We start from the raw sequence: 12,132 nt of genomic DNA, 5'->3' as shown, positions 1-12,132 counted from the left end.
AAACGGGTGCGAGCAGTTCTGCAGCGGATTGAGATTGGAATAAGGGACGAGCTAGCAAGAATGCGGACCTATTGGTGATCTCTTAGCGGCTGTGTGGAGCAAAGCCGCCACTTTTTACTCACGTGGCAGTGTCGGCTTAGTTGCGCTCCAAACCAGTTCATACAGCCCGCAGCAAATATCAGGTCTGGTGCCGGTTGAGGGTTCGGTAAATTGTTGGACGGGAGACAGAAAACACCTCGGCCAGATCACTGATGGAATACTCGCCCGAGCCATGCATTCGACAGAGTTCTTTCTGCTGTTTGGCAGATAGCTTTGGCTGTTTGCCACGCAGCTTGCCCTTGGCGCGTGCAATGGCCATGCCTTCACGAGTGCGCATACGGATCAGGTCAGCTTCGAATTCGGCGAAGGTGGCCAGGATGTTGAAGAACATCTTCCCCATTGGATCGGTTGGATCATAGACGGATGCGCCGAGAGCCAGCTTGACGCCTTTGGCTTGGAGTTGGTCGGCGATGGCGCGGGCATCAGGAACGGATCGGGCCAGCCGGTCGAGCTTGGGTACGACAAATGTATCGCCTTCGCGCACGGCGGCTATGGCCTGATCCAAACCAGGGCGGGCGCGGTTGGTGCCGGTCAAGCCATGGTCGGTGTAGATGCGATCCGGAGCAACGCCGAGATTCTGCAATGCCTGTTTCTGGGCGGTGAGATCCTGATCGTTGGTCGAGCAGCGGGCGTATCCGATAAGTGTGGTGTTCATGGCCGCACCGTACGAATAAGGCTCCTTCATTGCAATTTGTATCGTACCATCTATACGAGACGCGTCCCGCGCCAGTTTTGCTGGGACGAGTGGATTACCCAAAACCGTCCGTTCATCGGACCTCTTACGGACATAACTTAGAATGGCACACCGAGCGGTTCTGACCGCGCGACAACGCGCGGCGTTTTTTGATCTTCCCACCGATGAAGCTTCGCTGTTGAGGCACTACACCTTGGATGATGAAGACATTGAACACATCCGCACGCGACGGCGACCAGAAAACCAGATCGGCTTTGCGCTCCAACTATGCGCTTTTCGGTATCCGGGCCGTTTGCTGAAGGCTGGTGAGGTGATCCCTGAACCTGTCCTGCGCTTTGTCGCTGCCCAAATCGGGTTCAAGCCTGACGATCTTCTTCCATACGCAGCCAGAGAAAACACCCGCTACGAACATCTTGACGTTTTGCGCAAGATTTATGGGTACAAGATGTTCACGGGCAAAGCTGCAAAAAAGATGAAACGTTGGCTCGATCAGCACGCCGAGGCCGCACAATCCAGTGAAGGCATGGTGCGCAGGTTTGTGGAAGAATGTCGGCGGCGCCAGATCGTCTTGCCCGGTCCCACCAGAATAGTGAGCAGCCTCATCTGACTGGTCCAATTTGATTGTTAGTGCATCATCGGCCTGTGATCCATCGGGACGATGGTTTCGGGCGCTGGCGGGCGATAACTCAATGCACTGTGGGGGCGTTTTGTGTTGTAGTGTTTCCTCCATTGTTCGATCAGGATTTGTGCTTCACGCAGGCTGTAGAAGATTTCGCCGTTGAGTAGTTCGTCCCTGAACCGGCCGTTGAAGCTTTCACAGTATCCGTTCTCCCACGGGCTGCCAGGTTCGATGTAAGCCGTCTTGGCACCAACGGCGGCGATCCAGTCTCGGACAGCCTGGGCGACAAATTCCGGCCCATTGTCGGAACGTATGAAACTGGGGGCGCCGCGAAGTATGAACAGGTCTGTCAGAACGTCGATTACATCGGTCGAGTTCAGTTTCCGCTCGACCCTGATTGCCAAGCATTCCCGACTGTACTCATCAAGGATGTTCAGCGTCCGGAAGGCTTTGCCGTCGTCGGTTCGGCAATGAACGAAGTCATATGACCAAACATGGTTGCGATGCTCTGGTCGAAGCCGGATACATGAACCGTCATTTAGCCATAACCTCCCTTTCTTTGGTTGTTTCATCGGCACTTTCAGCCCCTCTCGTCGCCAAAGCCGTTCAATCCGCCCGTCGCTGACAGACCATCCGGCCTCTCTCAGCAGCGCAGCGATCCTACGATAGCCATATCGGCCGTATTGACGGGTCAGCTCGATCATGTCGGCCACCAGTCGGTCTTCGTCTGCACGTCCTTGTGGGGCGTGCCGTTGCGTGGACCGGTGTTGCCCAAGCACGCGGCAGGCGCGTCTCTCGGAAACGTTCAGCTGGTTGCGTACATGGCTGATGCAGGCACGACGACGAGCGGGGCTCAATAGTTTCCCTTTGCGGCTTCCGTCAGGATCAGCTTGTCCAACGTCAGATCTGAAACTGCGCGTCTCAGTCGCTCGTTCTCTTTCTGAAGCCGCTTCAGTTCTTTCAACTGATCTACACCCATTCCGCCGTACTTCTTTCGCCAGCGGTAATAGGTTTGTTCAACAACGCCAATCTGTCTGATCGCATCGAGACGGGACATGCCTTGCCCCATCAGAACTTCAACCTGCCGTAACTTCGAGACAATCTCTTCGGGCTTCGGTCTCTTGTTTGCCATTCGTGGTCCTCCGTTTCCTAAGCATAACGGTGGACCAGTTCAGTTGGGGAGGCTCAGCCCGTATGATCGATCCGCTGTCCGCGATGGCTACGAAACACTGTAGAAGATGTGAGAGCACGAATATTGTTCTTTTAGAATGAATAGTGAATTCAATAATGACCCTCTTTTTTAACAAAGAGAACCCCGTATATAGCCCGAATGACACTAAATGACGGAGATGATCTGATGACCACCGTAACCCCTCAGGCCTGCGCCGAGCGTGAATTCAATCTGACCACCGCAGTGGCCACCGCCAGCCGCGCGTGGCGATCTCAGCGGGGAAATAGCGGCCCACGGCTGAGCCTTCGACATCTATAGACCACTTTTCGTTCGAAAGCGACCGGGCTTTTCCAGCCCAATGCTGAGTGCCGCCCTCGCGGATTGTAGAAGCCGTTAGTGTACTGGAAGATCACCGTTTCGGCCTCCCGTCGCGTTTGCCATGACCGCCGCCAGATCAGTTCCGCTTTGATTGTTTTGAAGAAGGTCTCGACGGCGGAGTTGTCGTAACAATTGCCTTTTCCGCTCATCGATACCTGGAACCCGTGCTGGCGTAGGAGCTTTTGGTAATCGTGAGAACAGTATTGGCTATCGCGACCCGTGTGATGGATGCAGCCCTTGGGCGGCTGCCGTAGTGCCACGGCCAGCTGCCCAAGCTGAGACGAGATTGCTCCTTGATGTGCGCCAAAACAACCATGTCGGTCCGCCGCCTTCGGCTGGCCGGGCGGTGGCGATAAGCGCGCAGGCCACACGAGTTGACATCCAGAAACTTGCAAAGGCGGTTGGTTGGGAATTCGCAGCCATGCTCTTCGATGAACCGGAACCTCATGGCTTTTGGCTCGCGAAGAAGGCTGTGGCCTTCATCGGGGAAACGCCCCACTGGGGCCTTTCCTGATCCTCTTCAGTTTAGAATATCCCTCTCCTCCTTGAGAATCCGGTTCTCCCGTCGAAGTCGCTCGTTTTCACGGGCAGGGTCCAAATCCTTGTCTGACACAACGTCGGTGTCAAAATGCGCCGTCACCCACTTGTTCAACGTCGACAAGGCAACGCCCAAATCTGACGCCACCTGCTTCCTTGTCAGTCCACACGTCAGCGCGATCCGCACTGCATCAGCACGGAATTCGTCCGTCCGCTTCAGTCCCATAGTTCGTCTCCTTTGCTGCAATAAATGCTATCAAAGGAGCGGCATCAAACCGCGACACGTCCACGTTGACGATCCTCAGAAGGCTTGGCGGTTCTGGAACGAGATAGTGTTGACGTAGAACGCGCTCGATAATGCTCTCTACATCTGGTTCCAAGCGGCGTGAGCCATGCTTCGGACCGCGTCGTTTGGGTAGTAAAGAGCTCGCGCGCCCATCACTAGTCTTGAGACGACGGTAAAAGTCCCATGCAGTGCTTCTAGAAACGCCCATCATGTTGGCCGCTTCCAATAGCGGCAGTCCTATTTCCTGCCCCGTCTCATCAAGTTCCAGTATTGGACGCAACGTGTTGGCCCGTTCAACTGCGAGCGCTTTTTCTTCTGGGTTTTTACTTCATTAGACAAGATCATCCCCACGCGACTTATCCACAGGACACTCTGTCCGGTAATTAAGGGCACAGTGACAGCTATCGCCCGCCAGCACCTGAAACCATCATCCCGATGGAACACAGGCCGATCATGCACTAACAATCAAATTGGACCGGTCAGATGGGGCCGCTCACCTGATACGACCCAATCCATTGATTTTACACAACACCCTACCCTGCAGTCTTATTTTTAACTGCTAACCTGCACCGAAATTCCCGCAGTCTTACACTTAAGTGCGAAGTGACATTCCGTTGCATTCGCACAAAATCGCCGAAACCCCTTATTCCGTTGACGCGAATCGCCAAAATCGGGACACTTTACGTTACGGCAGCGCGTGCGATTTGGTGTCTGTTCGTAGTGAATTTAGGTTTCTGATTGTCCGGTGGTCCCGCTGTATTCGAGACTTGCAGTTCCGTGTGGGGACATAACTGACAGGAGGCATTGTCCATGTCTTCTACTATCATCCATGGGAGCAGGTGCCAGCGCGACCTGCTCGGCAAAGTCGCCGGTCTGGCAAAATCCTCAGCCGAGGTCCTGATCTCAGGGCCAACCGGGGTGGGCAAGGAACTCTATGCCCGCTTCATCCACGAGGAAAGCCCGCGCGCGGCCAAGCCGTTCGTGCCGGTGAACTGCGCCAATCTCTCCGCCGACATGATAGAGAACGAAGTCTTCGGCCATGCGCGCGGTGCCTTCACCGGCGCGGTCACGGCGGAGAAGGGGATTGCCGCCGCAGCCGATGGCGGCACGCTCTTCCTCGACGAGGTCGATGCCATGCCACTCGTGTGCCAGGCCAAGATCCTGCGCTTCGCCCAGTTGAAGGAGTTCCGGCGTCTGGGGGAGACCTTCACCCGCAAATCCGACGTCCGCCTTATCGCCGCGAGCAATGCTGATCTCGGCAAGAAGGTGCGGGACGGCACCTTCCGGGAGGACCTCTATTTCCGCCTCCGCGTCTTGCCGGTGGAGGTGCCGCCGCTGGTGGAGCGGCCCGACGATATCCCGCCCCTGATCGACCATTTCGTGACGCGATACGCCGAAGACTACGGCACCGCCCCGATCCGGCTTGCCGCGGATGCGCGCGCCCGCCTGATGTCCCATCCCTGGCCTGGCAATGTGCGCGAGCTGGAGAACTGCGTCCGCTACCTGACCTGCCTCAACCTCGACCGGGAGGTGCGGAGCGAAGACCTCAACCTGGCAGATCTGGCGCCAATACCTGCCCCGGCAGACGAGAGCGCGGTGCAGGCCGATATCGACGAGCTGACCGCTGCGCCGATGAAAGAGGCCAAGGAAAAGGTCGTGAGCGGCTTCGAGCGCATGTATATCGATACCGTTCTGGAAGAGACCGGCGGCAACGTCACCGCCGCCGCCGAGCGCAGCGGCAAGCACCGCCGCGCGTTCTCCCAACTCATGCGCCGCTATGGGTTCTGCCGGAGCGATTACACGGGTTAGAGGTCAGGGCGGCTCTCCGTTCAACGGGTTCAGCGCATTGGGCAGCGTGTCAAAATTGTCCGGCGTCAACGCCCAGCGATCCACGTTCTCGTACTCGAAGCGAACAGTATACTTCCCCGTCTCAGCGATGATCCCAAAATAGATGGCCTTCCAGGGACGGGCCGTCTCATCCTGCGTGGCCGCGTGCACACCGAGGATGAGATCGGACATGTTGTCGGTGGTCCAGTCAATCGGCCCGGCCTCCTCGTCCTCATAGCGGTAGCCGGTGAGATCGACGAAACCGTCATCGACACTCGCCACGATCGACACCGCCTCCCAGTCTTCGCCACCCCGATCCGCATCGTGGAACAGGGCGCGCCCGATGTCAGCGAAGAGCTTTTCGGCTTGTGCTTTGTCCATCGCGTGCCTCCTACCAGTTCATTGTCTTGGACTTTAGCCGCTCGAAGGACTGGCCGTCCAAGTTTTTGAAGTCGAACGGCCCCCGACGCATAACCTTGCCTGTTGTCGGGCTGGTCACGTCGTAGACGACGGACACCTCGCCCGGGCGGCCCTTACCGGAATGCTTAGTAAACTTGATCCGGAATTTGATCTTGTAGCCCCGGCGCAGGAACGCAGCCCACTCGTTCTCCATCTTCTTCCAGGCGGACTTGTTGAAGTTCCCAGCCTGCGCGAAAAGGTTCTTGACGCCCTGGTCGTCCATGAAACGATGCCCGACCGCGTGACCGCCCTCGTCACCCGCAACGCCGGAGGACTTGCCAGCCTTTCCTTGAGCGGTGGTCTCGGCGGAGCCACGCCCCTTGCCCTTGCCAAGCTCATCAAGTGAGCCCTCGACCCCGTGCAGATCGCCGCTTCCCTTCTCGTGCGACCATGTCGCCTCGTTGGCATCGGTCTTGCCGCCGCGCCCCGTGGTCCGTTCGAGGTCGTCGGCATTGCGGAGCGCGACGTCATCCAACTCGTCGATGGATTTCATTGCCCCGCCACGGTTGCTGTCGCCGACGATCTTCGCACGCGACCCGTCCGGCAGGGTGATCTCATCGCCGATCTTCGCGCCCGACGGCAAGTCGTCCGGATCGACGTTGCGCAATTCGCCCGAAGCCAGAAGGACCCATGGATTGACGGAACCGAAGAGCTGGAAGAAACGGCCCTTACGGACGATCTTGTACCTCCGGAACGGCAGGCGCTTGCCGAGCTTCTCGCCCAGTTTACCCACGCTCTTCACGCTGCGCTCGAAGCCCGAACGTACGTTGCGGATCATGAGTTTGCCGCGCCGGAAGAACGCGCCGCCGACCTTTGCCACGGCGTTCGCGCCGCGTCCGAGCCGTGTGCCCGAGCGAGTCAGGCCGCGCGCGGCGCTGCGCCCGCGCCGGGCGAGGTTGCCTGCCGCCTTGCCCGCCGCTTTCACCGCGCCCGCCGCGAGCCGCCCGGTCCCTTTCACCGCCGCCGCGAGCGCCCGGAACGCGCCGAAGGTGACATAGGTCAGGATGGCGAAGATGATTTCCACCGCCGCGACGGCGAATGCGCCCGCCAGCGCCTTGCCCCCGCCCACCACATCGCCATCGACGGATTTCGTCAGGTAATCCTTGAGGAAGCCGGCGACCTGAGCGATGGCCACGAGGATCATTGCGCCGGTGAAGAGCGTCAGAAGCGCGCCGAGACCTGCTGCAGCCGTCCCTCCGGTCAGGATGGAGATCGCGACAGCGGCGGCGATGACGACCAGTGCTGCGATCACGCCAAGCAGGATCTTGTCCCAGTTGCAGCCCGCCCAGTGCTTGATCCCGTCCCAGGCCTTGGGGAGCATGTAGCTGGCCCGTTGCGCCCGGGTGAGCGGGCCGATCTTCTGTTCGAGCGGCACCTCGCCTTCAGGCGAGGTGGGCGTGTCGGTCCTGCACTCCTTCGGGCCTTCGAGGCCCTTGTAGTACTCGAACTTCTCCTCTTCGGTCATGCTGAAGAAGTCCGGGCCCTCGTCCACGTTTTCTGCTCCTTCGACGCCATCCGGACCTTCCGCACCCTCGACGGCCTCCGCTGGGGCCGCGTCCTCGTTCGCGGCGGCGGCGTCCATCAGGTCGGCCACCGAGGCCCCGGCGGGGTTGCCGGGGAATTCGAGCGCTCCGTTGTCGAAGTTGTGGCCCAGGAACATCTCGGGGTCGGGCGCGAAAGGCAGCACCGGATCGACCGCGACGCCGAGCGGCACACCGCCGGTCGCGGGCGTGGCTTCGATCACCGCACCGCCTTCGGGCAGGCCTTCGACCGGGGCATTGGCCATCGCATCCCGCTGAGCGCGTTCGCTTGAGGTGAGTTCAAACGGCAGAGGCTCGGTCAGGTCGGCACCGATCATCTGCTGGTAAATCTGACCTTCGAGCTCGAAGGGCGAGTGCTCGGCGGCCAGGTTGAGGCGAATGAGCGCGCGCGTTACCTCGATATAGCCAAGGGTCAGCGCTTCGAAGATCTCCAGCATGCCGACATAGAATTTCTCGTAGACATCGATGACGAAGAGGAGCGCCTTGCCGAGCGCGTCGAGTGCGGCGTGGACCGCGCGCCGGAGCGCGGCGGCTGCATCGTTGACCGCCTGCTCACAGCGCTCGCGGCCCGAGCGGATCGCCGCCTTGGCGCGGTCGCGGGCTTCGGGGAAGGCCGCGAGGAAAACGTCGGCGGCCAGTTCGAGCGCGCTGCCCGCCACGCGGATCAGGCCAATCACGGCCTTGCGGCCCAACTCGATGGCGGCATCGGCCAGTTTCTTTGCCGCCGCAATTGCCTTGTTCACGAAGTCGCGGAGGCCATCGAACAAGTCCTTCAGCGCCTTTTTCAGAGCGGCGAAGAAGCTTTTGACCTTGCTGGAGAGCCAATCGAGGAAACCGTCAGCATCACGGCGTTTCCGTTCCGCCTCGCGCCGCTTTTCTTCAGCCAGGGTTTCGACGCGCGTCTTCTCGCGCTCCGCCTTATCCTGACCGTCGTCGAGATGGCCCTGCGCATCGGTTTCGGCCAGCAGCACCCGTGCATCGACATCACGGGTCAGGCCGTCGTCGATTTTCTGGCGCTTGCCGTCATAGGTCCCGCGCGCCGCGTCGATATCGGTCTGCCATCCGGCGCGCGCCTCCGCTACCTCGCCGTGGGCGGTCTCCCGCAGCCCCTCCTGTTCGGACGCTGTGCCCGCCTCCAGTTCGGCGATCTCCCGGTCGGTCGCCGCGCGTTCGCGGGCCTCGGCGGTCTGCCGTTCCGTCATCGCTGCGTCATGGCCCGCGCTCGCGGTGCCGATCTCGCTTGTCCAGGTAGGCGCGAGGCCGCGATCCATGCCGGCGCGGATGTCCGAGGGAAGCTCCGGCTTATCGCCGAGATCGAACGTCGGCACCTCGCCCGCGTCGGGCGCGACCGGGGCCACGAGCAGTTCGTCGGGCAGCGTCGAGCGGATGTCGTCGATGCCCTCGTCTTCCTGCATCCCGGCCTGCGCATCGGTCACTTCCGCATCGAAGGCGACCTCGCTTTCCTCGGCCTGGTCGCCGATGCGGCCCGGATCGGCTTCCCCGGTCAGCGCGACCGGCATGGGCGGGCCGGGGTCGGTGTTGATCTCGTCGGAGACCGGCATCGCGGCGAGAAGGCGCTGGTAGTGGCGGACAGCCGCCATCGGATCGTCTTCGGGGGCGCGGTCGATTTCGGAGAGCGAGGGGCCTTCGGGGACGGTTGTTTCGGCGACGTCGTGCGCGGGGTCGAGTGTTTCCTGCGGCGCGCCTTCACCGTCTTGTTCGTCGACGCTCGGCGGCACAGACCCGGCGCCGGGTGCCGCCCCGTCATCTGATCTCTCGGCAATGCCCTCGGAGGTGGCCTGGAGGCTCGGCGGCGCGTCGCTGAGGGCTGCGCGGTCCGCGGCGACCTCTCCCGCCACGGCGTCGCGCGCGACCCGGAGCGCGGCACTTGCGCCGGAGGGGAGCGCATTGCCGAGGGCCTGGATGGCCGGGCTGGAAGAGGAGGTGCCGGGCGGTTCCGGACCTGCGGCCTCCCCACCACCGGGCTGAGGCGCGGCACCCGGTCCGGCGCTTCCACCGTCGGGCGTGCTTGCAGCCGAGGGTGGGCCGGGGCCGCCGCCACCCCGACCGCCTCCGGTCTCTGCCGGTTCTCGTGTTTGCGTTGGCGCGCCCGGCGTGTTCGCCCCCGGCCGGCCTTGCGCGGGAGACGTGGAGGGCTGCGTATCTGACGTGGCGGGGGGCCTTGCGGGTGCCGGAGCAGGCTCCGGGGCGCTTGTCGCTTCCGGCTCCCGGTTCCGTCCGAAGCGCTTTTGGCGCGGACCCTCACGCGGGGCGCGGCGGGAGCCGGGTGACGTTTCGTTGAGGAGACGGACCGTGTTGCCGCCGGGCGCGGTTGGGGCCGGTCCTTGCAGTTCGCTGGAGGGCGCGGTCGCGCGGTCGCTCGCCGGTTGGCGGACGGGGGCCTCGACGGCGCGATCCCGCTCCCCGCCCGGCATCTCAGATCCGCGCCCGGGCGATGGCGAGACCGTCGGGCCGCCCCGCCTGCATCAGACGCGCTTCCTTACGGAACTGCCGTTCCGTCGCGCGTTCGAGATGCGTGAGCCCAACCGATGCGGCGCCCTCCCCGGCGGCGAGCAATGCGGCCATGCGGGCCGCCGTGACAATGGCGCCGCCGGTCAGATCGTGGCGGGCAAGCGCGTGGAGATCGACCTCTGGATCGAGCGGTGCGGACACGAACGCCATGCGCCAGAGCCGGAGCCGTTCGTCGGGACCGGGCCGTGGAAAGTTGAGCGAGACCTGAAAGCGGCGGGAGAAGGCGGGGTCGATATCGCCGCGCAGGTTGGAGGCGAGAATGACAAGGCCGCCGGAAAAGCTCTCCAGTCGTTGCAGCAGGAAACTCACCTCCATATTGGCGTACCGGTCGGTGCCGCGATGCACCTCGCCGCGTTTGCCAAAGAGCGCCTCCGCCTCATCGAAGAAGAGCGCGGCGTGGGATTGCTCGGCATGGGCGAAGACGGTTTCGAGGTTCTTTTCCGTCTCGCCGACCCATTTGGAGACGATCTGGCTGAGGTCGACCTTCAAAAGTCCGACGCCCGCCTTGTGGGCAATCGCTTCCGCCGCCAGCGTCTTGCCGGTGCCGGGGTCGCCGGTGAACAGCGCCTTCAGCGCGCCGTCCGATCCGGTGAGCCGCCCGAAGCCCCATGCCGCATCGACCCGGGGCGCTTCTGCGTAGAGCGTGCCGATCTCGTCGATCTGGCGGTGCAGGTCGTCGGGCAATACGAGGTCGTCGATGCCCCGCACGGGGTCGATGACGCGGACAGAGGCCACGTGGGCCGGGGTAGCAACACGTCGGGCGGCTGTCTCAAGGATCGACGCAAGGTCGGGCACGGTGCCGTTCGCAAGGCGGTGCTGTTCAGTGCGGGCCAATTGGCGCGCGGCCTGTCGCTGGCGGTGGCCGAGGTGGAGGCGTTGCAGGACGGTGTCGTCGGTCGTGCTGGTGTCCTCCGGCTTTAGCGTGACATCGGCGAAGGGTCGGGTGCGGATCAGGTCCGGGTCACGCCATGGAAGACGCCCGGTGATGAGCAGCCGTTGCGACAGGACGGTGAGCGCTACGGCGGCGCGATCGAGATCGGCGCTTGGGAACTGGCTTGTCTCGACCCAGAGGATCGCACCCGCCCCGCTTGCGATGGCAGCCTCATCGGACAAGTACGGCTGCCAGGCGCTCCGCTCCGTGCCCCCGAGGTCGAGCCGGTAGACGGGGCGCTGGCAGGCGCGGGCGACGGCGGTTGCGATGTCGTCGTGGCGGCGAACCTCCCCACCCCAGATGCCCGCCGCACCGTTTGCAAAGCGGGAGAGGCAGGCGGTGGCCGGTTCGATCGCGGTGCTGTGCGGTGTGTCGGTGGCGTCGGCAGGCCAGATCATCTGCGGATCGATCAGCGGGACCGGCGGTGCGATGCGCGCGCCGAGGAGCCATTCGGCGAGGCCGGGAACCGGCGCGAGCGCCGTGGCGCGTCCCGTGCCTTGCCCGTCCACGGCGTGGAGGAGGCCCAGGCGGCGGAGCGGCCCGCCGGGGCCGAGGCGGCGGATGCGCCAGCCTTCCTGTGCAGCCTTGCCGCGCGTCAGTGTCAGGATGAGGTCGACGGAGGCCTGGCCCCTCGCGAGGTCGTCCACCACGTAGCCCGCGAGGAGCGGAAACTCCGGCAGGACCTCGCCCGCAAGCGCGATCAGGAGGGCGTCGCGGTCGAACTTGGTGAGGGCTGCGGTCTCGGTCAGCTGGTCGAGCGGGAGCGCGGCGGGCGCGTCCTCGCGTAGCGTGTCCTCGAAGCGGCGTTCGCGGGTGGTCAGCGCGATCTCCAGCATCGGCGCGGGGCCGTGGCGGAGGCGCGTTTCGACATCGCGGAGCAGGCGGTCAGCGTGTTTGGGCACGAGCGTTCCGGCGGGGCCGCGCGCGCCCTTGAGAGCCGCGATGCTCTTGCTTCTTTGCTCCACCGCGGCGCGCAGGGTTCGCGTCAGCGCGGTCAGCCAGAGGTGAAGGTGCAGCGTTGCCGCGTCTTCGCGGGTCATATGCTCTTTTCGCGCCAT

General features: G+C 62.8%; 7 protein-coding genes and 2 pseudogenes. 3 read left to right on the top strand and 6 right to left on the bottom strand.

Features of this window, described 5'->3' with window-relative positions; translation table 11 throughout:
• Window positions 1-178: 178 nt before the first annotated feature.
• Entirely contained in the window at window positions 179-754 is a 576-nt protein-coding gene (locus ACR0AU_RS20675) for a recombinase family protein (protein ID WP_480796223.1), read from the bottom strand.
• 142 nt (window positions 755-896) lie between these two features.
• On the opposite strand from ACR0AU_RS20675, the pseudogene ACR0AU_RS20670 reads away from it, so the two are divergent.
• Window positions 897-1,382 (top strand): annotated as a pseudogene (locus ACR0AU_RS20670) (DUF4158 domain-containing protein); the annotation flags it as partial.
• A gap of 35 nt (window positions 1,383-1,417) precedes the next feature.
• Here ACR0AU_RS20670 and ACR0AU_RS20665 read toward each other — a convergent pair.
• A protein-coding gene (locus ACR0AU_RS20665; RefSeq protein WP_480796222.1) for an IS3 family transposase occupies window positions 1,418-2,544 on the bottom strand; the annotation gives its coding sequence in 2 pieces (ribosomal slippage) (window positions 1,418-2,280 and window positions 2,280-2,544; 1,128 coding nt in all).
• Window positions 2,545-2,769: 225 nt separating this feature from the next.
• On the opposite strand from ACR0AU_RS20665, the gene ACR0AU_RS20660 reads away from it, so the two are divergent.
• The gene (locus tag ACR0AU_RS20660) at window positions 2,770-2,901 is read left to right on the top strand and encodes a hypothetical protein (protein WP_480796224.1); all 132 of its coding nucleotides are present in this window, start codon (window positions 2,770-2,772) and stop codon (window positions 2,899-2,901) included.
• Here ACR0AU_RS20660 and ACR0AU_RS20655 read toward each other — a convergent pair.
• Window positions 2,856-3,724: pseudogene (locus ACR0AU_RS20655) on the bottom strand (transposase). The gene ACR0AU_RS20660 and the pseudogene ACR0AU_RS20655 overlap by 46 nt on opposite strands.
• 870 nt (window positions 3,725-4,594) lie before the next feature.
• On the opposite strand from ACR0AU_RS20655, the gene ACR0AU_RS20650 reads away from it, so the two are divergent.
• Window positions 4,595-5,593, top strand: coding sequence for a sigma 54-interacting transcriptional regulator (locus ACR0AU_RS20650; protein ID WP_480796221.1), 999 nt, complete (start codon window positions 4,595-4,597; stop codon window positions 5,591-5,593).
• 3 nt (window positions 5,594-5,596) lie between these two features.
• On the opposite strand, the gene ACR0AU_RS20645 is transcribed toward ACR0AU_RS20650, so the two are convergent.
• From ACR0AU_RS20645 to ACR0AU_RS20635, 3 genes are all read right to left on the bottom strand, one after another.
• Window positions 5,597-5,992, bottom strand: coding sequence for a hypothetical protein (locus tag ACR0AU_RS20645; RefSeq protein ID WP_480796220.1), 396 nt, complete (start codon window positions 5,990-5,992; stop codon window positions 5,597-5,599).
• 10 nt (window positions 5,993-6,002) lie between these two features.
• Window positions 6,003-9,470: a DNA/RNA non-specific endonuclease gene (locus ACR0AU_RS20640; protein WP_480796219.1), complete on the bottom strand. Its 3,468-nt coding sequence runs from the start codon at window positions 9,468-9,470 to the stop codon at window positions 6,003-6,005.
• A gap of 577 nt (window positions 9,471-10,047) precedes the next feature.
• The gene (locus tag ACR0AU_RS20635; protein WP_480796218.1) at window positions 10,048-12,132 is read right to left on the bottom strand and encodes an ATP-binding protein; all 2,085 of its coding nucleotides are present in this window, start codon (window positions 12,130-12,132) and stop codon (window positions 10,048-10,050) included.

The sequence above is a fragment of the Ruegeria sp. CG1 genome (assembly GCF_056537265.1).
The sequence above is the reverse complement of the archived record's forward strand: the minus strand, read 5'-3'. Positions and strand labels throughout refer to the sequence as shown.

Excerpts from the sequence above, each read along its gene's own strand:
- ACR0AU_RS20650 (WP_480796221.1), top strand. The coding sequence starts at position 4,595 with ATGTCTTCTACTATCATCCATGGGAGCAGGTGCCAGCGCGACCTGCTC.
- ACR0AU_RS20635 (WP_480796218.1), bottom strand. The coding sequence starts at position 12,132 with ATGGCGCGAAAAGAGCATATGACCCGCGAAGACGCGGCAACGCTGCAC.
- ACR0AU_RS20660 (WP_480796224.1), top strand. The coding sequence starts at position 2,770 with ATGACCACCGTAACCCCTCAGGCCTGCGCCGAGCGTGAATTCAATCTG.
- ACR0AU_RS20645 (WP_480796220.1), bottom strand. The coding sequence starts at position 5,992 with ATGGACAAAGCACAAGCCGAAAAGCTCTTCGCTGACATCGGGCGCGCC.
- ACR0AU_RS20675 (WP_480796223.1), bottom strand. The coding sequence starts at position 754 with ATGAACACCACACTTATCGGATACGCCCGCTGCTCGACCAACGATCAG.